This is a genomic window from Spiroplasma endosymbiont of Notiophilus biguttatus (assembly GCF_964030985.1).
In the GTDB taxonomy this organism is placed as follows: Bacteria; Bacillota_I; Bacilli_A; order Mycoplasmatales; family VBWQ01; genus Spiroplasma_E; species Spiroplasma_E ixodetis_A.
Map to the genome: position 1 here is coordinate 97,532 of NZ_OZ034993.1, position 22,113 is coordinate 119,644.

At 23.6% G+C, this 22,113-nt stretch carries 23 protein-coding genes and 3 pseudogenes; 11 read left to right on the forward strand and 15 right to left on the reverse strand.

Annotated elements, in window-relative coordinates; all coding sequences use genetic code 4:
• Positions 1–33: 33 nt before the first annotated feature.
• Complete coding sequence (locus AAHM85_RS00630) at positions 34–1,314, reverse strand: IS3 family transposase (protein WP_342260582.1); 1,281 nt, start codon at positions 1,312–1,314, stop codon at positions 34–36.
• Between the two features lie 219 nt (positions 1,315–1,533).
• Here AAHM85_RS00630 and AAHM85_RS00635 point away from each other — a divergent pair, with 219 nt between their 5' ends.
• Entirely contained in the window at positions 1,534–1,998 is a 465-nt protein-coding gene (locus AAHM85_RS00635) for a hypothetical protein (protein WP_342260583.1), read from the forward strand.
• A gap of 73 nt (positions 1,999–2,071) precedes the next feature.
• Here AAHM85_RS00635 and AAHM85_RS00640 read toward each other — a convergent pair whose 3' ends face one another.
• Positions 2,072–2,707: a hypothetical protein gene (locus AAHM85_RS00640; RefSeq protein ID WP_342260584.1), complete on the reverse strand. Its 636-nt coding sequence runs from the start codon at positions 2,705–2,707 to the stop codon at positions 2,072–2,074.
• Between the two features lie 182 nt (positions 2,708–2,889).
• Positions 2,890–3,768, reverse strand: coding sequence for an IS1595 family transposase (locus AAHM85_RS00645; RefSeq protein WP_342260585.1), 879 nt, complete (start codon positions 3,766–3,768; stop codon positions 2,890–2,892).
• Positions 3,769–4,252: 484 nt separating this feature from the next.
• On the opposite strand from AAHM85_RS00645, the gene AAHM85_RS00650 reads away from it, so the two are divergent.
• A complete protein-coding gene (locus AAHM85_RS00650) occupies positions 4,253–4,456 on the forward strand; it encodes a hypothetical protein (RefSeq protein WP_342260586.1) in 204 nt (67 codons plus the stop codon).
• Here AAHM85_RS00650 and AAHM85_RS00655 read toward each other — a convergent pair.
• From AAHM85_RS00655 to AAHM85_RS00665, 3 genes and pseudogenes are all read right to left on the reverse strand, one after another.
• Positions 4,445–5,230: pseudogene (locus AAHM85_RS00655) on the reverse strand (transposase); the annotation flags it as partial. The gene AAHM85_RS00650 and the pseudogene AAHM85_RS00655 sit on opposite strands and share 12 nt — an antisense overlap.
• A 199-nt stretch (positions 5,231–5,429) precedes the next feature.
• Positions 5,430–5,816: a hypothetical protein gene (locus AAHM85_RS00660; protein WP_342260587.1), complete on the reverse strand. Its 387-nt coding sequence runs from the start codon at positions 5,814–5,816 to the stop codon at positions 5,430–5,432.
• Positions 5,791–6,138 (reverse strand): hypothetical protein, encoded by a 348-nt coding sequence (locus AAHM85_RS00665; protein ID WP_342260588.1) that lies wholly within the window; start codon positions 6,136–6,138, stop codon positions 5,791–5,793. The genes AAHM85_RS00660 and AAHM85_RS00665 overlap by 26 nt, the downstream gene beginning before the upstream one ends.
• A 212-nt stretch (positions 6,139–6,350) precedes the next feature.
• Here AAHM85_RS00665 and thyA point away from each other — a divergent pair, with 212 nt between their 5' ends.
• Genes thyA through AAHM85_RS00680 form a run of 3 tightly spaced genes read left to right on the forward strand, consistent with a single transcriptional unit; the run spans position 6,351 to position 8,451 of the window.
• Positions 6,351–7,220, forward strand: coding sequence for a thymidylate synthase (gene thyA, locus AAHM85_RS00670; protein ID WP_342260589.1), 870 nt, complete (start codon positions 6,351–6,353; stop codon positions 7,218–7,220).
• The gene (locus tag AAHM85_RS00675) at positions 7,220–7,711 is read left to right on the forward strand and encodes a dihydrofolate reductase (protein ID WP_338975326.1); all 492 of its coding nucleotides are present in this window, start codon (positions 7,220–7,222) and stop codon (positions 7,709–7,711) included. The genes thyA and AAHM85_RS00675 overlap by 1 nt, the downstream gene beginning before the upstream one ends.
• Before the next feature lie 2 nt (positions 7,712–7,713).
• A complete protein-coding gene (locus AAHM85_RS00680; RefSeq protein WP_342260590.1) occupies positions 7,714–8,451 on the forward strand; it encodes a lysophospholipid acyltransferase family protein in 738 nt (245 codons plus the stop codon).
• Between the two features lie 190 nt (positions 8,452–8,641).
• On the opposite strand, the gene AAHM85_RS00685 is transcribed toward AAHM85_RS00680, so the two are convergent.
• The 6 genes and pseudogenes from AAHM85_RS00685 to AAHM85_RS00710 all read right to left on the reverse strand — a co-directional run bounded on the left by AAHM85_RS00685 (position 8,642) and on the right by AAHM85_RS00710 (position 11,279).
• Positions 8,642–8,893 carry a hypothetical protein gene (locus tag AAHM85_RS00685; protein ID WP_342260591.1) on the reverse strand — a complete coding sequence of 84 codons (252 nt, stop codon included), beginning with the start codon at positions 8,891–8,893 and terminating at the stop codon, positions 8,642–8,644.
• Complete coding sequence (locus AAHM85_RS00690; RefSeq protein ID WP_342260592.1) at positions 8,884–9,240, reverse strand: hypothetical protein; 357 nt, start codon at positions 9,238–9,240, stop codon at positions 8,884–8,886. Before AAHM85_RS00690 ends, AAHM85_RS00685 begins: the two co-directional genes overlap by 10 nt.
• A 48-nt stretch (positions 9,241–9,288) precedes the next feature.
• Positions 9,289–9,882 (reverse strand): annotated as a pseudogene (locus AAHM85_RS00695) (IS5 family transposase); the annotation flags it as partial.
• A 27-nt stretch (positions 9,883–9,909) separates the two neighbouring features.
• Positions 9,910–10,788 carry an IS1595 family transposase gene (locus AAHM85_RS00700; protein ID WP_342260593.1) on the reverse strand — a complete coding sequence of 293 codons (879 nt, stop codon included), beginning with the start codon at positions 10,786–10,788 and terminating at the stop codon, positions 9,910–9,912.
• A gap of 99 nt (positions 10,789–10,887) precedes the next feature.
• Positions 10,888–11,091, reverse strand: a pseudogene (locus AAHM85_RS00705) (transposase); the annotation flags it as partial.
• A gap of 44 nt (positions 11,092–11,135) precedes the next feature.
• Entirely contained in the window at positions 11,136–11,279 is a 144-nt protein-coding gene (locus AAHM85_RS00710; RefSeq protein ID WP_342260594.1) for a hypothetical protein, read from the reverse strand.
• Positions 11,280–11,643: 364 nt separating this feature from the next.
• Here AAHM85_RS00710 and AAHM85_RS00715 point away from each other — a divergent pair, with 364 nt between their 5' ends.
• Together AAHM85_RS00715 and AAHM85_RS00720 are read left to right on the forward strand one after the other, a co-directional pair.
• Positions 11,644–11,997 carry a transposase gene (locus AAHM85_RS00715; RefSeq protein ID WP_342260595.1) on the forward strand — a complete coding sequence of 118 codons (354 nt, stop codon included), beginning with the start codon at positions 11,644–11,646 and terminating at the stop codon, positions 11,995–11,997.
• A gap of 149 nt (positions 11,998–12,146) precedes the next feature.
• Positions 12,147–12,923 (forward strand): IS3 family transposase, encoded by a 777-nt coding sequence (locus AAHM85_RS00720; protein WP_342260596.1) that lies wholly within the window; start codon positions 12,147–12,149, stop codon positions 12,921–12,923.
• 304 nt (positions 12,924–13,227) lie between these two features.
• Here AAHM85_RS00720 and mgtA read toward each other — a convergent pair whose 3' ends face one another.
• Positions 13,228–15,939 carry a magnesium-translocating P-type ATPase gene (gene mgtA, locus AAHM85_RS00725; protein ID WP_342260597.1) on the reverse strand — a complete coding sequence of 904 codons (2,712 nt, stop codon included), beginning with the start codon at positions 15,937–15,939 and terminating at the stop codon, positions 13,228–13,230.
• A 382-nt stretch (positions 15,940–16,321) separates the two neighbouring features.
• Between mgtA and AAHM85_RS00730 the strand changes: the two genes are divergently transcribed.
• The gene (locus AAHM85_RS00730; RefSeq protein WP_342260598.1) at positions 16,322–16,495 is read left to right on the forward strand and encodes a hypothetical protein; all 174 of its coding nucleotides are present in this window, start codon (positions 16,322–16,324) and stop codon (positions 16,493–16,495) included.
• Between the two features lie 62 nt (positions 16,496–16,557).
• Positions 16,558–17,151 carry a ribosome biogenesis GTP-binding protein YihA/YsxC gene (gene yihA / locus AAHM85_RS00735; protein WP_342260599.1) on the forward strand — a complete coding sequence of 198 codons (594 nt, stop codon included), beginning with the start codon at positions 16,558–16,560 and terminating at the stop codon, positions 17,149–17,151.
• Here the strand turns inward: yihA and AAHM85_RS00740 are convergent.
• Positions 17,144–17,920 carry an IS3 family transposase gene (locus AAHM85_RS00740; RefSeq protein WP_342260600.1) on the reverse strand — a complete coding sequence of 259 codons (777 nt, stop codon included), beginning with the start codon at positions 17,918–17,920 and terminating at the stop codon, positions 17,144–17,146. The two genes, yihA and AAHM85_RS00740, sit on opposite strands and share 8 nt — an antisense overlap.
• Positions 17,921–18,407: 487 nt before the next feature.
• On the opposite strand from AAHM85_RS00740, the gene AAHM85_RS00745 reads away from it, so the two are divergent.
• Entirely contained in the window at positions 18,408–19,286 is an 879-nt protein-coding gene (locus AAHM85_RS00745; RefSeq protein ID WP_342260524.1) for an IS1595 family transposase, read from the forward strand.
• Here AAHM85_RS00745 and AAHM85_RS00750 read toward each other — a convergent pair.
• On the reverse strand, positions 19,283–19,438 hold the full coding sequence (locus AAHM85_RS00750; RefSeq protein WP_342260601.1) for a hypothetical protein: 156 nt from the start codon (positions 19,436–19,438) through the stop codon (positions 19,283–19,285). The genes AAHM85_RS00745 and AAHM85_RS00750 overlap by 4 nt on opposite strands.
• Before the next feature lie 394 nt (positions 19,439–19,832).
• Here AAHM85_RS00750 and AAHM85_RS00755 point away from each other — a divergent pair, with 394 nt between their 5' ends.
• Entirely contained in the window at positions 19,833–22,097 is a 2,265-nt protein-coding gene (locus AAHM85_RS00755; protein ID WP_342260602.1) for a cation-translocating P-type ATPase, read from the forward strand.
• Positions 22,098–22,113: the final 16 nt, after the last annotated feature.

Sequence of the window (22,113 nt, forward strand, 5' to 3'; positions counted from 1 at the left end):
TAATTAATATAAATTAAATTTAAATGGCATTGGTTAGATAAGTTTACTTTCTTGTCTTCAAATCTGTACAAATTGATTTGGAGGCATTTTCAATCTAATAACTATTCTATCATTGTTTCAATATCTAATAAATTTTTCTAATATTTTATTAAAACTTTCCATACTTTCAAAAGTGCTACCAAACATCATTTTAAAATCTCTTTTAATTCAACGATTTAAACATTCACTAACTTGATTACCTTTAAAACCTGATAGACTTTTTGAGTGAATTAGATTAGTACTTGTATTAAAAACTTTACTAACAATTTCGCTTGTATTAGCAGAACCTAAATCTGATTGAATAGTCGTAAAATTACATTGTTTAGCACTCGCTAATTCTATTTGATTAACCACATTTAACACAGTTTTGGCATTTTCACTTTTGTTTATTTTTCAGCCAACAATTGAATTATTGTACATATCAGTAGCAAAAACAACTAATAATTTTGTTTTTTTATTACCAATAATTATATTTTTAAATCATGTGCCATCCATACCAACTTTTTCAAGAAAGTTATTACTTGAAAAATTACGTTTTAATAAATCTTTATTATTTTTTAAATCACTATTTTCTACTACTCTATTTGTTGATTTAGGTTCTAATAATAATTTAATATTATTATCTTTTAATATTTGTTTTATGCTTGTTTTACTGCATTTAAGACCTTTATTTTTTATTTTTAACTCTAATCTTACTTTTTCAAAACTAGTGATATTAATGTACTTTTTTTCATTTTTAATGAGAACTATTTTGTTTATTGCTTGTATCAAATTATCATTAATTTTTGATTGATATTGCTTTTTACCTTTTTTTACTCATAAATAGTATGCTGTTTTGCTAATAGCTATGTAAACAATAATTTTATTTAATTGATGACCTTTTTGCTTATATTTTTCTACTATTAAAAAACACTTATATTTTAATAATTTACTATTTTTTCCCCTTGTTAATTTCTTTTCACAGGCTAATTGCTCCTTTAAAAGTTCTTTTTCAACCTCATCTTTTAAAGCTTGTTTTCTAAGTTTATCAATTTCTTTGTTTAATAGTTTAATTTCAATATCTTTCTTATCGATCCTGTGAGAAGTTTGGGATTTAGAAATTTTGGTGAATGCATTTTCACCTTTAATTTGATATTGGTTAACCCAATTATAAATTAATACTGGAGTTGATAATTTATATTTGACTTGAATTTCATGTATTTTTAGTTTTTTATCAACTAAATACTCATTAACAACGGCTAATTTTGTTTCTTTTGAATAAACTTTATAATTCATAATTTCTCCTTCTGTATTAATTATTTTTAATTATATTACAGATTGAAAATATTAATTGGTAAACTTAAGTGACTGATGCCTATTATTTTATTATAGATTTACTTTATTTCTAAATAATTTAGTTGTAAAATTAAATGAGAAGTAATACTTGATTTTTTAAATCTCTTTTCATTTGTTTAAATTGAAAAAGGATTTATTTTATTTAAAGGTGGTAATCAAATGGCAAACAAATCATATTATCTTAATGATAACAATCAATTAAAAAATTATAAATTAGAAAAATATAAAATTGATAATGATTTAAAAATTTTATATAAAGTAACAACAACTTATAATGATACTGAACCTAAAATTTTAAAAGCATTACCAATTGAAGAATTGGTTAATAATACTATTGATTCTTTTTTTATGTTAATCAAACAAAATCAATGTGATAATTTTGCCGTGTATTATGAAAATAATTATGATATTAAAAAAATTAATGATTTGATTACTAATCAAGAACTAAATTTTACATTTGAACAATTAGCATTTTTAAAGCAATTTTTTATTAGTATTAAAAATGCTGCTATTACTTTATTTGATATGCGTATTAAGCCAATTATAAATAATACTAATGATAGTAATAGTACTAATAATGGTATTAGTAATACTTTTCATTCTAAACCACGAATTTTAAATTAATATTTATTTACAATTTAATTTTAGAAAAAAATATTAAAATACAAACTAAATATTACTTAATTATAATTAGGTTTTACTGATTAAATACTCCCATATTATCATTTTTATCTCATGATCCAATTCTATTTGTAGTAATTTTTATACCTTGGCCTTGTGATAAAGTTTTAAAAAATTGATTAATTTCTTCAAAATGTTCAATTATTATTGAAATTGCTGTAGTATAATCTAATTCTAAAATACCACCAGCAAGCCCAGTCTCATCTTTTTTAGCAAAACCAATAATAATGTTGTAAAATAATTTTTTAAAATTACTTTGATTTTCATCATTATATATTTGTTCCATATTCAAAAAAATATCATAACTAATTTTTATAATTATTCAATCGTGAGCAGCAAAACGATATGTTACTTCAAATTGATTTTCATCATTGAATGTTTGTTTATTACAAATTTCTTTAAAATTCATTTCATTAGCTAAGTATTTATAAGGATAATTTTTTTTAGCTAATACATAAATATTATTTTTATCATCAAATTTTACATTTGTAATAGATCTTAATAGTCCTGTCATTTGTTTAAATTCCATTTCATTAGCTAAGCATTTATAAATATGACTATCAATATCTATGAGATAAATATTATTATTTTTATCAATTGATATGCTTCTTGGCGTGTAATTATCTTCTATTGTCATTTTTTTCAATTTCATTTTGTTAGCTAGACATTTATAAAGACCATCAGTTTGTACAACATAAATATTGTTTTCACTATCAAATACTATATTACTTATCTGAATGTTATTATTATTTATTAATAAAATTTCTTTAAATTGAGTTTCACTAGCTAAGCATTTATAAAATTTATCGGAATTTTACGCTTATTGGTTAACACTTAATTCTTAATAAATAATTTAATTGTGATATTTTTAAATGTGATTTTTTCTTTACGGTTATTATATTTAAAACAAAATTCATTTAAATAAGATTGGAGTCATTTTTTTGAAACTCAATGAAATTGGCCGATAAAACCTCTTTTTAATATTGCTCAAAAACTTTCTATTGTATTTGTATGAATACCATTATAAGAAAAATATTTTTTGTGATTAACTTGTTCATGTGGTAAAATTTTATTCATTTTATAATATCCACGATATTCATCAGTAAAAAGAATAGAATTGTTAATATCAACATTTTCTTTAACTATTTTCATTAAATCTTCAGATTTAATACTTTTATTTTTTGCATGAAATAATTTAACATTACCATTTCGTTCAATAATGCCAACAACATACTTTTTACTAGTTCCTCTACCACGTAATGAGTTATTTTTATTATCAACATCATTATATTTACGCGATTTTCCACCCACATATGTTTCATCCATCTCTAATATTTTTGCTAATAATTTAATCTCATCATTAGCCATTGCCTTTCTAATTTTATGCATCATTTTTCATACAGTTGCTAAACGTAAATTTAAGTCTCTTGAAGCTTGAGATGATGATAAACTTTTTTTAGCATTAGCCATTAATACTATTAAAATAAATCACTTTTGAAGTGGTACACGTGTATGATGAAAAATAGTTTGAGCAGTTACACTAAAAGACTTATGACATTTTTTGCATTTATAACGCGACTCTTTTAAAACAGAGTTAACTTTTTCACTAAAACAAAAAAGACATTTTGGTTTGTTATTTCATCTTATTTCTTCTAAAAATTTTATACAAGATTCTTGGTTTGGAAATTTATTTATTATGTCTAAAATATTCATTTTCAATCACCTTTAATTAGATTTTATTTTACTAATATCTAATTATAGTTTTCAGAAATAATAATGTATATAAGTTATTGCCAATAAACGTAAAATTCCGAAATTTATTATGTAAGTTTAATATATAAATATTATTTTTACTATCAACTCTTAGATCAACGCTACTGTTTATAATATTTTTTGTTGGTAAACCATTTAATTCTATAAAACTGTTTTTTTCAAATAAATATTTATAAACAATTGTTGTGTTATTATTTCAGTTTTTACTTAATATATAAATATTTCCAATATTAGCAACAGCAAAACGGTATGATTCAATATTATAGTTATTATTTATTTCTGTTTTATAGTCAATTAAAGTAAATTCATTTTCATTAGCTAAAAGTTTATAAATTATTTTATTATGATAATCATTATATTCAGTTGTTAAAGCATAAACATTATTTTTTGAAAAAAGTAAACGGACTTTTCCCCACATGTACTTGTGGAGGGAACAATGAAACTGAATGAGTTCAACAATGCTTTTCAAACTGAACAGCAATGTCTTGCATATATAGCAAATTTGAAAGAAAACAAATGTATTAGGTGTTCTAGTTTTAATTTGAATACTTCTGATTTAAAAAGAATAAGATGTTTGAAATGTAATCAAACATTTAGTATTCTCAGAACCTGTTTAGAATCTTTTTAATAAAATTGAAATAAAGGAAAGAACAACCATTTGTAAACTAGTATTTAATTTTCTTTCACAATTTTTTCATAATCTTCTACATTTTTCTAATCAAGCAAAACTTCGCTCTACAACTCATCTTTTTGGTAATACTACAAAAGAATGTAATTCATTACGTTTTACAACTTCAACATTCGCATTTATAATTGTTTTGATTGCAGAAGCAAATTTTTCACCAGTATAACCAGCATCTACTATTATTTTTTGAACTGTAGAAAGATTTTCTTTTTCATTTTTAATTATTATTATAGCACTATTACGATCTGTTTTTTCTGGTGAAGTTACGTAAATTGCATGTGGTAAACCTTGAGAATCAACAGCAATATGACGTTTTATTCCTGAAATCTTTTTACCAGCATCATAACCTTTGTTTTTAGTAGTATCTGTATTTTTAACACTTTGTGAATCAATTATACAAAAACTGGTTTTTTCTTTTCGATGATTATTGATAGGAACTTTTCTAACTAATTTTTTTTAATTAATTGTCATATGCTAGGTTCTTTACCATTATTTTTACTTCAAATTTGAAAATAATAATATACAGTTTGTCATTTTGGAAAATTTTTTGGTAACATTCTTCATTGACAACCACTTTTTAATACATATAAAACTGCACAAAAATACTTTATATAAATCTAAATTTCTTGGTTTTGTTTTCTTTTTGACATTTTCTAAAATTAATCTTATGTTCTCAAATTGTTCTTTAGTGACATGACTTGGATAATTTTTATGCATATATACCTCTTATTTTAAAATATATAGTAATTTTACCTTATTCTCTAAAAGAATCTAAACAGGTTCTTAGATAATGATATGAAATAAAAATTTTTCTCACTGTTTAAATCCTTTTTTTAACATAAGTCTTAATAGGTAATTTTAAAGATATTGTTTTTAAAATTTAAATTTGTTTTTTACTTATATTTTATTTAAACATTTAATATTTTAATCTGTGTAGTTTGTTGATTTGTTCATTAGTTGCAGTTGAAAGTGAAAATATTGAAATAAAATATAAGTATTTGTTTTCTATTAAATCTTTTCTAACTTTATCAATTTGTTTTCAAAAATCTTCGATTTCTTCTTCGCTTAAATTTTCATCATTAATGATGAAATTACCATTAGTGTCTATTTTTGCTAGTGATCTACTACTAATTAAGATTGGTCTGATTTTTAAATTCATAATTTTTAAAATTACATCTGTTACTAAGTTATTGTTATCGGAAGTTAATAATATTTGTTTACTTTCATCAAAAGTATTTTTAATACTTTTGATTGCTTCAGAAACTCTTCCTTCGGATTTATTTACTAATATTGAACTTGTCAAAATTATAAAAAAATTTCAGGCAATTTTTGTTGGTTTTTTTATTAAGTCCACTTTCTGATTTTAGGAATTTTTTAAATAAATTTATATCAACATCTCTAATAAAGATTTCTTTAAAATATTTTCTTAGTTTTATTTTTAATTCTTTTTTAGTTTCTATGATTTGACTAAAATCATTTGAAGAAAGTATTCTTTTAACTTTATTTTTTTGTTTATAATTTAATAAAAATTTTATTACTAAAAACATTAAAAGTAATATAAAAGAAATAAGTAAGCTAGAACCAGAAATAACACCTATTCAACTAAATACTTCATTTTGACTCAATTTAATTTTACTTTCAAATAACATGAAATGTGATATTAATATTTTATTTTAATTATACATAGAAATGATAAAAATTAAATATTTATTAAGTGTATTTTTAGAAATTTTTGAATATGTATATAGAATAAATAATAAAATTAAAACTTAGATAAAAAAATATTTTTTGTTAAAATATAATTGATTTAATTTGATTTATGAAAGAGGTAATGATTATGAAACAATATTTAGATTTATGTCAATATGTTTTAGAAAAAGGATATAAAAAAACTGATAGAACAGGCACTGGTACTATTTCTACTTTCGGTTATCAAATGCGTTTTGATTTACAAAAAGGTTTTCCCATATTAACTACAAAAAAAGTTCATTTTGCTTCTATTGTTCATGAGCTATTATGATTTATTGCTGGTGATACTAATATTCAATATTTAGTTAAAAATAATGTTAAAATTTGAAATGAGTGACCTTATAAGAAATTTATGGAAAGTAAAAAATATCAAAATGAAACGTTAGAAGAATTTGTTGAAAAAGTTAAAACTGATCATCAATTCGCTCTTGAATTTGGTGATTTAGGACCTGTTTATGGTAGACAATGACGTAATTTTAATGGTGTTGATCAGTTACAGGAGTTAATAGAAAATTTAAAAAATAATCCTTTTTCACGAAGACACATTTTATCAGCATGAAACCCTGCAGAAATTAAAAATATGGCACTACCACCATGTCATACTTTAATTCAATTTTACGTTTCTGATGATAAAAAATTATCTTGTCAATTATATCAACGCAGTGCAGATATTTTTTTAGGGGTTCCTTTTAATATTGCTTCTTATGCATTATTAACAATAATGTTAGCACAAATATGTGGCTATCAATTAGGAGAATTTATTCATACTTTAGGTGATGCTCATATTTATAGTAATCATTTTTCACAAATTAATGAACAATTAAGTAGAAAACCAAAATCATTGCCAATTTTAGTTATTAATAAGAATATTACTAATTTATTTAACTTTAAATTTGAAGACTTTAAATTAGAACAATATGATCCATATCCGTTGATTAGAGGTCAGGTTGCAGTATAATGGTAATTTTAGTTTGAGCAATGACCAAAGAAAAGGTAATTGGTTTTAATAATAAATTGCCCTGAAAAATTAAAGAAGAAATGCAATATTTTCAGAGCATTACTTTAAATAAAAATGTATTAATGGGATCAAAAACTTTTGAAAGTATTGGCAAACCATTAAAAAATCGTTACAATATAGTTGTTACTAATCATCAAGAACGTTATCAACAATTTCTAAATGATAATAATATTACTTTCACAAATGATATTATTTCATATTTAAAACAATATCAAGGTAATAAAAAAACAGATATTTGTATTATTGGTGGTGCTGAAATTTATAAACAGGCATGAGATTATGCTGATTATTTATATGTTTCAGTCATTAAAAATTTATATAATGGTGATCTTTTATTTCCTATTAGTAATTTTTCTGATTTTAAATTAATCAAAACAACAGAATTTGCAGAATTTGTGGCGAATGTGTATCAAAGAAAGGAAAAAAAATAATAATGAACATTTGAAAAGCAATTTTAACTTGACCTTATTTATTACAAACTTATAGTAAATCAGGCTCAATGACAAGAAAGGTATTAAAAGACCCAAGTTTAGTTTCTGAAGCAAAACGATATATTTGATTGAAAAAACGTGTGCGTTATATTAAATGATTATATAATATTAAATTAACCGTTCATAACATTGAAAATTGACCTAAAAGGAAAGGATGTGTAATGGTTGCTAATCATCAATCAAATTTTGATCCATTATTAGTATTATCGGTAAATGATTATAGTTTATATGCACCTTTAGGTTTTATTGCAAAAGAAGAATTAAAAAAAAGCCATTTGGCACGAAGATTTATTTTTTTAATTGATGTTTTATTTATTGATCGTAATAATCCACGTACAGCTGTTACGGCTTTTCAAGAAGCAAAGGAATTAATTAGAATTCCACGTACAATGATAATTTTCCCAGAAGGAACAAGAAGTCATCAACAAGAAATGCAAGAATTTAAAGCAGGTGCTTTTAATATGGCATATCAATCTTATGTACCAATTATTCCTGTTACTATTATTAATTCTTATCAAATTTTTGATCGAAAATATAAAGGTAAAAAAGATATTCATCTTATTTTTCATAAGGCAATTGAACCAAGTGAATTTATTAAATTATCTACTGATGTATTATCAAAGCAAGTATTTAATATTATTAAAAAAGGAATTGATGATTTTAGTAATAATAAAATTTAAGTAGTAATAATAAAAGGTTGTTAATTAACAACCTTTTATTATATGTAAGAATCAATAATTAATTTCTGATGTGATTTTTGTTTTTGATAATTACGTAATTTTTTTACTGATGTAATTATTAGTGAAGAAGATGTATACCAAATTATTACGATAATTAATCATAGTAGAATATTAATAAATTGTTCTTTATTTAAAAACCAAGAACATTTTGTAATAATAAGAATACACTTAAGTAAGCACAAATAACACCAATTGATCCACCTAGTGTGAAAGCAATTGGTGGTTTAATTTCATAGTTTTTATCTTTAATAAAATGTGTGCCAGCAACTGGCATTAAAAAAGCTGCAGACCCCATCATAATTGGAAAAGCGCATTCAGCGCTAAGACCTAATAAATAAGTAGTTGCCATTGCTGGAGCATAAATACCAACTCCTAATGCCATGAAAGCACCAAGGACAAAGAATATACTAATACCAACCAAATATTTTCATCAAATATCAAGACTATTATTATCTGCTGTTGGCATAATTCTAATTTTTTTTGACCTAAAAGCATAATAATTGAAACAATAAATAGTTGTGATCAACTAAGTTTAATTTTATTTGCGATAATGGCCCCTAAATAGGCACCTAATGTTGCATCAGAAATTAATGAAACTAGTGTTGGTCATGATACTTGAATTAAAGCAATAAAAATAATTGCTTCTAAGCAAGTAGGAATACTATCACCAACATTTATAATTCCTAAAATTTTTTTATCATTACGTACTTGTTTTGTTAATTTTAACAAAATAATACTTACTGCAAATGAACCAATGCCAATTGTGTCAGAACCTGTTTAGAATCTTTTTAATAAAATTGAAATAAAGGAAAGAATAACCATTTGTAAACTAGTATTTAATTTTCTTTCACAATTTTTTCATAATCTTCTACATTTTTCTAATCAAGCAAAACTTTGCTCTACAACTCATCTTTTTGGTAATACTACAAAAGAATGTAATTCATTACGTTTTACAATTTCAACATTCGCATTTATAATTGTTTTGATTGCAGAAGCAAATTTTTCACCAGTATAACCAGTATCTACTATTATTTTTTGAACTGTAGAAAGATTTTCTTTTTCATTTTGAATCATTATTATAGCACTATTACGATCTGTTTTTTCTGTTGTAGTTACGTAAATTGCATGTGGTAAACCTTGAGAATCAACAGCAATATGACGTTTTATTCCTGAAATCTTTTTACCAGCATCATAACCTTTGTTTTTAGTAGTATCTGTATTTTTAACACTTTGTGAATCAATTATACAAAAACTGGTTTTTTCTTTTCGATGATTATTGATAGGAACTTTTCTAACTAATTTTTTTAAAATTAATTGTCATATGCTAGGTTCTTTACCATTATTTTTACTTCAAATTTGAAAATAATAATACGGAATTTTACGCTTATTGGTTAACACTTAATTCTTAATAAATAATTTAATTGTGATATTTTTAAATGTGATTTTTTCTTTACGGTTATTATATTTAAAACAAAATTCATTTAAATAAGATTGGAGTCATTTTTTTGAAACTCAATGAAATTGGCCGATAAAACCTCTTTTTAATATTGCTCAAAAACTTTCTATTGTATTTGTATGAATACCATTATAAGAAAAATATTTTTTGTGATTAACTTGTTCATGTGGTAAAATTTTATTCATTTTATAATATCCACGATATTCATCAGTAAAAAGAATAGAATTGTTAATATCAACATTTTCTTTAACTATTTTCATTAAATCTTCAGATTTAATACTTTTATTTTTTGCATGAAATAATTTAACATTACCATTTCGTTCAATAATGCCAACAACACACTCTTTACTAGTTCCTCTACCACGTAATGAGTTATTTTTATTATCAACATCATTATATTTACGCGGTTTTCCACCCACATATGTTTCATCCATCTCTAATATTTTTGCTAATAATTTAATCTCATCATTAGCCATTGCCTTTCTAATTTTATGCATCATTTTTCATACAGTTGCTAAACGTAAATTTAAGTCTCTTGAAGCTTGAGATGATGATAAACTTTTTTTAGCATTAGCCATTAATACTATTAAAATAAATCACTTTTGAAGTGGTACACGTGTATGATGAAAAATAGTTTGAGCAGTTACACTAAAAGACTTATGACATTTTTTGCATTTATAACGCGACTCTTTTAAAACAGAGTTAACTTTTTCACTAAAACAAAAAAGACATTTTGGTTTGTTATTTCATCTTATTTCTTCTAAAAATTTTATACAAGATTCTTGGTTTGGAAATTTATTTATTATGTCTAAAATATTCATTTTCAATCACCTTTAATTAGATTTTATTTTACTAATATCTAATTAAAGTTTTCAGAAATAATAATGTATATAAGTTATTGCCAATAAACGTAAAATTCCGTAATAATATACAGTTTGTCATTTTGGAAAATTTTTTGGTAACATTTTTCATTGACAACCACTTTTTAATACATATAAAACTGCACAAAATACTTCATATAAATCTAAATTTCTTGGTTTTGTTTTCTTTTTGACATTTTCTAAAATTAATCTTATGTTCTCAAATTGTTCTTTAGTGACATGACTTGGATAATTTTTATGCATATATAGCTCTTATTTTAAAATATATAGTAATTTTACCTTATTCTCTAAAAGATTCTAAACAGGTTCTCACAAAAATCAGCAATAAAATCAATTACTCCTAGTTTTCAAAATCGTTGTTTAAAATTATCTTCAAAATTATGGATATGTTCTTCATCAAATTGTGAATAACTATTTTTATAAGATGTCATGTAAAAATTGCTACTATTATTAACAAAATAGTAATAAAAATAATAGCAACAATTGAGGGTTTTCAAATATTTGTTAAAAATAAGGTAAGTAATAATACAAATAAAGAAATAGGAATTATTAATAAAACTATAGTATATTGTTTTTTTTATTCATAGTTATGTCCCTTTTTCTTTTAGATTTACTTTATGTTATTTAAGATTTTATCATGAAAAATACAAAAAAATATTATTATCTTTTAATTTTTATATTTCTATTTTTTTATTAAAATTATATTTTTAAAGAAGGCATCAGTCACTTAAGTTTACCAATTAATATTTTCAATCTGTAATATAATTAAAAATAATTAATACAGAAGGAGAAATTATGAATTATAAAGTTTATTCAAAAGAAACAAAATTAGCCGTTGTTAATGAGTATTTAGTTGATAAAAAACTAAAAATACATGAAATTCAAGTCAAATATAAATTATCAACTCCAGTATTAATTTATAATTGGGTTAACCAATATCAAATTAAAGGTGAAAATGCATTCACCAAAATTTCTAAATCCCAAACTTCTCACAGGATCGATAAGAAAGATATTGAAATTAAACTATTAAACAAAGAAATTGATAAACTTAGAAAACAAGCTTTAAAAGATGAGGTTGAAAAAGAACTTTTAAAGGAGCAATTAGCCTGTGAAAAGAAATTAACAAGGGGAAAAATAGTAAATTATTAAAATATAAGTGTTTTTTAATAGTAGAAAAATATAAGCAAAAAGGTCATCAATTAAATAAAATTATTGTTTACATAGCTATTAGCAAAACAGCATACTATTTATGAGTAAAAAAAGGTAAAAAGCAATATCAATCAAAAATTAATGATAATTTGATACAAGCAATAAACAAAATAGTTCTCATTAAAAATGAAAAAAAGTACATTAATATCACTAGTTTTGAAAAAGTAAGATTAGAGTTAAAAATAAAAAATAAAGGTCTTAAATGCAGTAAAACAAGCATAAAACAAATATTAAAAGATAATAATATTAAATTATTATTAGAACCTAAATCAACAAATAGAGTAGTAGAAAATAGTGATTTAAAAAATAATAAAGATTTATTAAAACGTAATTTTTCAAGTAATAACTTTCTTGAAAAAGTTGGTATGGATGGCACATGATTTAAAAATATAATTATTGCTGATAAAAAAACAAAATTATTAGTTGTTTTTGCTACTGATATGTACAGTAATTCAATTGTTGGCTGAAAAATAAACAAAAGTGAAAATGCCAAAACTGTGTTAAATGTGGTTAATCAAATAGAATTAGCGAGTGCTAAACAATGTAATTTTACGACTATTCAATCAGATTTAGGTTCTGCTAATACAAGCGAAATTGTTAGTAAAGTTTTTAATACAAGTACTAATCTAATTCATTCAAAAAGTCTATCAGGTTTTAAAGGTAATCAAGTTAGTGAATGTTTAAATCGTTGAATTAAAAGAGATTTTAAAATGATGTTTGGTAGCACTTTTGAAAGTATGGAAAGTTTTAATAAAATATTAGAAAAATTTGTTAGATATTGAAACAATGATAGAATAGTTATTAGATTGAAAATGCCTCCAAATCAATTTGTACAGATTTGAAGACAAGAAAGTAAACTTATCTAACCAATGCCAATTAACATCAGCGTTATTTTTTAGTAAAGTTTGGACCAATTCTAAATCATCATGTTTAGCGGCTTTAATCAATTTTTCATTTTTATTAATATTTATAGTTGTACTTAATTTAGATATTTCTTTTAAATTAGACATTTTTTTCTCCTATCAAATTAAAAAACCTATTTATTTTAGTTTTAAAATAAATAGGTTAAAAACTTATATTAAGTTTGAAAAAATTATATCATAAGATTTATTTCTATATTAAATATAGATAATCGGTATTTAAAATTGCAAACTTTAAGATTAATTACAGTTATAATCATTTTTTAAATGTTTTAATATATCCCATTTTTATTAATTGACTTAGCACACAATAAGTCATGATTATTCCTAAAACAATTGGAATATAGGTTGGTGGTGGTCCTACCATATTCATTTGATGACCAATGTAAGTATAAGGTAAACTTAATCCAATGGTACAAATAGCAATTGCCATTATATTCACTGGTCAAGTACCACGACTTTGAATAAAAGGAATTTTTTCAGTTCTAAACATTTGTACTATTAATGTTTGCGTTAATAAACCTTCAATAAATCATCCTGAGTTGAACATATTAATATTTTCTGCAGAAGGATTAGCAAAGACACCAAATCCAAATCCTAAAATGGCAAAAGTAGAGATATCAAAAATGCTACTTATAGGTCCATTAATAAAAGCAAATGGTAACATTCCTTTTGGATTTCAGCGTTGTGGTTTTAATAAAAATGATGGATCAACACGATCAAAGGCAATCGTAAATTGTGAAATATCATATAATAAATTTTGAAATAATAATTGTACTGGTGACATTGGTGCAAAAGCAAATCATGCTGATGCTACTAACACACTAAAGACATTACCAAAGTTAGAAGCAATCGTAATTTTAATATATTTTAAAATATTACCAAAAATGCGACGACCTTCAATAATCCCTTTTTCTAAAACTAATAATGATTTTTCTAATAAAATGATATCTGATGCTTCTTTTGCAATATCAGTAGCATTATCAACAGAAATTCCAACATCAGCATTTCTTAATACTAAAGCATCATTAATACCATCACCCATGAAACCAACAACATGATCATTACTTTTTAAAGTTTGAATAATTTTTGCTTTTTGTAATGGGTTTAGTTTAACAAAAATATTATTATTTTCAACAACTCTTTTTAGTTCATATTTAGTTAGTCCAGTTAATTGTTCACCAGAAATTAATCCTTTAATTTCCAGATTAACACGATTGCAAATTGCTCTTGTTACTAATTCATTATCACCAGTTAATATTTTTAGATCAACACCGTGTGTTTTTAGCAATTTGATCATTTTTGTTGCTGTAGGCTTTGGTGTATCAAGAAAAGTTACAAAACCAAGAAAAATTAAATTTTTTTCGTTTGTTTCATTATATTTATTATTAGTAAGATTTGTATCTTCATATGAGACACCTAAGACACGTAATCCTTGTTCATTTAATTTTGTTATTTTTTTATTAACCATTTTCATTAAATCAGAATTTAATGGTATTACTTTATCTTGATAAACTATACGATTACATGTATTAATAACTTCTTCAATTGCACCTTTACAAATTAATTTTTTATTATTTAATTTATCTTGTAAAACAATTGTTAATTTGCGACGATTAAAATCAAAAGGAATTTCATCAATTTTTTGATAATAATCGCTTATATTTTTTAACTTATTTTTTTCACCAAATTCAATTATTGAGTTATCCATTGGATTCTTAATTCCTGTTTGAAAGTAACTATTTAAATAAATAAACTTAATTAAATCATTGTTTGTTTTATTGTCCAATGTTATATGGTTGACTACTTCAATATTATCATTAGTTAAAGTTCCTGTTTTATCAGTACATAAAATATCAATTGCACCTAAATTTTGAATAGCAGCTAGTTGTTTGACAACTACTTTTTGTTTACTCATTTTACTAGCACCTCGTGCTAGATTAGAGGTAACAATCATTGGTAACATTTCAGGAGTCAAACCAACAGCAACCGAAATTGAAAAAATAAATGCTGCAGGTCAATCGCTTTTTAAAAGGCCATTAATAATTAAAACAATGGGAACCATTACTAGCATAAAGCAAATTAACATTAAAGTAACACGTTTAATTCCTTTAGAAAAACTGCTTAATGGACGTTGTTTATTTATTGTATCAGCAATAGTAGCGAAGTAGGTGTTAGTAGCTGTTGCTATAACAATAGCAATTGCACTTCCAGAAACAACACTTGTTCCCATAAAACAAATATTTTGTAAATCAAATAAGTTTTGATATGTAGGATCATTAATAGCGTGTTTTTCAGCAGGTAATGATTCTCCCGTTAATGATGATTGATTAATAAATAAATCATTGCTTAATAAAATTTTTAAATCAGCAGGAATTAAATCACCAGCTGATAAATAAATTAAATCACCAGGTAATAATTCATTAACATTTATTTCTTGTGCTTGTTTAATTATTTTAATTGAGTTTTCTTTAGTAATTTGATTAATGTTTATATTACGAATAACAGTAGCTGTATTTTTGACCAAAATTGTTAAATGTTTAGTAATAAAAAAAGCTCGTATTGATTGAATGTAAATTAGTGTTCCACTTAATAAAATCATAGTTCCAACAATAATAGCAGCAACCAATGAATAAATTGAAGTATCATTTGTTGTAAAATATGAGAATAAATTATAGATAGTAATAATTGATAAAATTATATTGAATGGTCCAAAATATGCTTTTAAAAATTCTAAAATTCAATTAAATTTTGTATTTTTTAAAGTATTAATTCCATATTTTTTTCTTCTTATTTCAATTTGATCTGTTTTAAGACCAAAATTATGTAAATCTAAATTTTTTAGTAATTGTTTTTGGTTAAATTGGGCAATTTGTTTAATATAATCACCGTTTGTGTAAACTAATGGTTTTTTAAAACTAAATTGTAATTTAAAATAAATTTTGTTTAAAAAAATCTTCATAATTTCTTTACCTCCTTATTTTTCTTATTTTAAGACTTTTAAATAAGGATTTAGAAATTTATTAACACGCTAAAAAAATATTTTTTTAGTAAAAATACTAGGAGAATATTTAACTGAATCTTTATTTAAAAGTACACTTTTGAAATTACTAATTTTTAAATTAGTATTATTTTTATTATTATAAATGGAATCGCTGTCAGTCATGGTATCACTCTCCTTTATCCTTTGACATTTTAACATTTTTCTCTTTAAAAAGATAACTTTTTTTAATTTATATAATTTTAAGAAAAAGATGATTACTATAAAATATTAAAATTTATTTTATGTTATTATTAATTAATGTTATGTGTTACTTTAATAATTAAAATAATAGGAGGTAAACATGAATACATTTGTAATAGTTGCTATTATTAGTTTTATGTTATTATTTAAAATTATAAAATGACTTGCTATTTGTATTATTGGTGGTGGTATCATTTTGGCTGCATTATTTTTTGGTTTTGATATATGACCATTAGATAATATTCATTTTACTAATTTTATTAATAAAATTTAAAATAATAATTAGTTTAAATTTTAACTATTGACTATAATATATTTTTGAATAAGAGGTAAAAAATGGAACGAATTAAGCAAGCACAGTTTTTAACTAGTGCTATTAAAGAAGAACAATGGCCGCAGGATGAAATTCCTGAGTTTTGTTTTGTTGGTCGCAGTAATGTTGGTAAATCAACATTTTTAAATACAATTTGTAATAATGGTAAGTTAGCTAGAGTTTCACAAACGCCCGGTAAAACACAAATACTAAATTTTTTTACAATTAATAATAATATTTGTCGCTTTGTTGATGTTCCTGGCTATGGTTTTGCTAAAGTATCAAATGAAAAAAAAATCCAATTTGCGACAATGATGGATGAATACTTTCAGTCACGAAAAAATTTAAAAGCAGTTTTTTTATTATTAGATTTAAGACATGCACCTAGTAAAGATGATATTGATATGTTGGAATATTTACAACATTATCATTTAAAAATTCATTTAATTGCTACTAAAGTTGATAAAGTGAAAAATAGTCAATTAGTAAAAAATAAAAAATTAATATTATCAACTTTAAAACTTAGCACTAATACTCCTATTATTTTATTTTCTAGTATTAGTAAACAAGGAATTGATTTAGTAATTAGTAAATTAGCAGAGGCATTGGTTAGATAAGTTTACTTTCTTGTCTTCAAATCTGTACAAATTGATTTGGAGGCATTTTCAATCTAATAACTATTCTATCATTGTTTCAATATCTAATAAATTTTTCTAATATTTTATTAAAACTTTCCATACTTTCAAAAGTGCTACCAAACATCATTTTAAAATCTCTTTTAATTCAACGATTTAAACATTCACTAACTTGATTACCTTTAAAACCTGATAGACTTTTTGAATGAATTAGATTAGTACTTGTATTAAAAACTTTACTAACAATTTCGCTTGTATTAGCAGAACCTAAATCTGATTGAATAGTCGTAAAATTACATTGTTTAGCACTCGCTAATTCTATTTGATTAACCACATTTAACACAGTTTTGGCATTTTCACTTTTGTTTATTTTTCAGCCAACAATTGAATTACTGTACATATCAGTAGCAAAAACAACTAATAATTTTGTTTTTTTATCACCAATAATTATATTTTTAAATCATGTGCCATCCATACCAACTTTTTCAAGTAAGTTATTACTTGAAAAATTACGTTTTAATAAATCTTTATTATTTTTTAAATCACTATTTTCTACTACTCTATTTGTTGATTTAGGTTCTAATAATAATTTAATATTATTATCTTTTAATATTTGTTTTATGCTTGTTTTACTGCATTTAAGACCTTTATTTTTTATTTTTAACTCTAATCTTACTTTTTCAAAACTAGTGATATTAATGTACTTTTTTTCATTTTTAATGAGAACTATTTTGTTTATTGCTTGTATCAAATTATCATTAATTTTTGATTGATATTGCTTTTTACCTTTTTTTACTCATAAATAGTATGCTGTTTTGCTAATAGCTATGTAAACAATAATTTTATTTAATTGATGACCTTTTTGCTTATATTTTTCTACTATTAAAAAACACTTATATTTTAATAATTTACTATTTTTTCCCCTTGTTAATTTCTTTTCACAGGCTAATTGCTCCTTTAAAAGTTCTTTTTCAACCTTATCTTTTAAAGCTTGTTTTCTAAGTTTATCAATTTCTTTGTTTAATAGTTTAATTTCAATATCTTTCTTATCGATCCTGTGAGAAGTTTAAGATTTAGAAATTTTGGTGAATGCATTTTCACCTTTAATTTGATATTGGTTAACCCAATTATAAATTAACGGAATTTTACGTTTATTGGCAATAACTTATATACATTATTATTTCTGAAAACTATAATTAGATATTAGTAAAATAAAATCTAATTAAAGGTGATTGAAAATGAATATTTTAGACATAATAAATAAATTTCCAAACCAAGAATCTTGTATAAAATTTTTAGAAGAAATAAGATGAAATAACAAACCAAAATGTCTTTTTTGTTTTAGTGAAAAAGTTAACTCTGTTTTAAAAGAGTCGCGTTATAAATGCAAAAAATGTCATAAGTCTTTTAGTGTAACTGCTCAAACTATTTTTCATCATACACGTGTACCACTTCAAAAGTGATTTATTTTAATAGTATTAATGGCTAATGCTAAAAAAAGTTTATCATCATCTCAAGCTTCAAGAGACTTAAATTTACGTTTAGCAACTGTATGAAAAATGATGCATAAAATTAGAAAGGCAATGGCTAATGATGAGATTAAATTATTAGCAAAAATATTAGAGATGGATGAAACATATGTGGGTGGAAAACCGCGTAAATATAATGATGTTGATAATAAAAATAACTCATTACGTGGTAGAGGAACTAGTAAAGAGTGTGTTGTTGGCATTATTGAACGAAATGGTAATGTTAAATTATTTCATGCAAAAAATAAAAGTATTAAATCTGAAGATTTAATGAAAATAGTTAAAGAAAATGTTGATATTAACAATTCTATTCTTTTTACTGATGAATATCGTGGATATTATAAAATGAATAAAATTTTACCACATGAACAAGTTAATCACAAAAAATATTTTTCTTATAATGGTATTCATACAAATACAATAGAAAGTTTTTGAGCAATATTAAAAAGAGGTTTTATCGGCCAATTTCATTGAGTTTCAAAAAAATGACTCCAATCTTATTTAAATGAATTTTGTTTTAAATATAATAACCGTAAAGAAAAAATCACATTTAAAAATATCATAATTAAATTATTTATTAAGAATTAAGTGTTAACCAATAAGCGTAAAATTCCATAAATTAATACTGGAGTTGATAATTTATATTTGACTTGAATTTCATGTATTTTTAGTTTTTTATCAACTAAATACTCATTAACAACGGCTAATTTTGTTTCTTTTGAATAAACTTTATAATTCATAATTTCTCCTTCTGTATTAATTATTTTTAATTATATTACAGATTGAAAATATTAATTGGTAAACTTAAGTGACTGATGCCGTTGACAATGATAAGTTTGCAGATAAAAAAACTGCTATAAATAATATAGATTCACAAATTAAAGTAAAAATAGAATCAAAGAAAATGGTCATTTTATAATTAATTTTTAGATTTAAGGTAGTCTATGTTATAATATAAGTACATTACTTTTTAATTACTTTTTAAGGTAATAAATACCCAATAACATGATTGGGTATTTATTGTTTTTAATATTTTTTAACATTAAAATGTGTATAATTTATGTTTGTATATATTGTGTGTTAAAAAATAATAAAAAAGATTAAAATATTAAAATTTGAGGAGATGAAGTTAATATGAATAATACAAGTAATATAAATGATAATTTTGTTATTAGTAGAGCAGTACTGTCAGATGTTTCATGTACCTCTTGTGCTAGTGTCATTGAAAGACATTTTACCAAAGAAGATGGTATTACTGTTAGTATCAATTTTGCTACTAAAAAAGCACAATTTAGTTATGATCCTAAGCTTTGAAATGAAAAAAAAATTAAAAAAGCAATGCATCATTTAGGATATGAAATTTGTAAGTTTGAAACTGAGATTAAAGATATTACAGATGATCATAGTAGTCATAGTCATAGTAGTGAACAACATCAATCTCATATGTCAGAACAACATCATAATCATCAACATAATGTTAAATTACGTGATTTAATTGAACTTATTATTGGTTGAATATTGTTACTACCATTATTATTAATTATGATACCTAATACTCCATTTTTTGATAGTTTACGTAATCCTTATGTCCAACTTGCACTAGCAATTCCAATTCAATTTTATTTTGGTCGTAAATTTTATATTGGTATTTATCGAGAATTAATTAAACAAAAATGACCCGGTATGCATACTTTAGTAGCACTAGGAACAACAACGGCATTTATTTTTTCTATTTATTTAATGGTAATTAATAAAACCGAACACTTATATTTTGAAGTTAGTGCTTCAATTATTATGATTGTTTTACTTGGTGATTTAATTAGTGCTGTTGCACAGAAAAGGGCTACTAGTGGTTTAGAAAGTTTAATGTCATTAAAGCCAAAATCAATTTTAAAATATGATTATAATACCAAAACAGAAACTTTTATTAATATTGAAGATGTACAATTAAATGATATTTTAATTGTACGAAAAGGTGAAAATATTGCTACTGATGGTCAATTAATTAGTGAAGAAGCATTTATTAATGAATCAATGTTAACTGGTGAATCGCAAGTTATTACTAAACAAGTTAACCAAAATTTAATTGGTGGAACTAATAATGTTGGTGATAGTTTTAGAATGAAAGCAACTAAAATTGGTAAAGACACAGTATTAGCAAGTATTATTAAGGCAGTTGAAGATGCACAATCTCAGAAACCAAAATTACAAAAATTGGCTGATAAAATTTCTGGGTGATTTACACCAACTGTTATTTTAATTGCCATTTTGGTTTTTCTTATTCGTTATTTTGCAGTAGGTAATGGTGTACAAGAATCATTAGAAATTGCAATTGCAACTTTAATAATTGCTTGTCCTTGTGCATTAGGGATTGCAACACCATTAGCAGTTGCTGTTGGAATTAATAAAGCAGCAAAAATAGGAATCATTTATAATAAGGCTAGTGCTTTTGAAAAAATTACTAAGATTGATACCATTTGTTTTGATAAAACAGGAACATTAACTACTGGTAATTTGGTTATTACTAAAATTTATGGTCAAGAAAAACATGTTTGTAAGGCAATTGCTATGGAAAAACATTCAATACATCCTTTGGCTTTAGCTTTTTCTTTATATGCTAATACTAATAATGTTGGACAATCATTGACAATTACTGAAGTTAAAGAACAAATTGGTTTTGGTATTAAAGCAAAATATCAAACTGAAGAATTACAAATTTCATCACTTGAAAATTTACAAAAAGCAAAAATGCCATTTAGTCCATTTCTAAAAACATTTGATTTTGAAATAGTTACTCCTAGTCAGAAAGTATTGGCATTGGCAATTAATAAAGTTGTTACTAATATTTTTATTTTAGAAGATGAATTACAAACAAATGCATTATTAACAATTGAAAAAGTTAAAAAACAGGGAATTGAGGTTATTTTAATTAGTGGTGATAATGAATCACAAACACTTGCTATTGCTAATCGCGTTGGGATAGAAACATATTTTGCTAATGTTACACCACAAGGTAAGTCAAAAATTGTTGCTGATTTACAAGCAAAAGGGAAAAAAGTAGCGTTTGTTGGTGATGGTGTTAATGATGTTATTGCCTTAGAACAATCTGATTTAGCAGTTGCAATGGGCTCTGGTAGTGATATTGCTAAAAAAATAGGTGATATTACTATTCTTGATAATGATATTAGTATTGTTTATAAGGCTATTGTTTTAACTAAAAAAACTAAAAATAATATTTGAATCAATTTTATTTGAGCATTTAGTTATAATATTATCATTATTCCATTAGCTGCTGCTGGATTTATTATTCCACCGTTGGCTGCAATTGCGATGGCTCTTTCTGATATAACTGTTGTTGGAAATTCATTAATTTTTAAATGAAGAAAATATAAATATTAAATAAGATATAAATTAA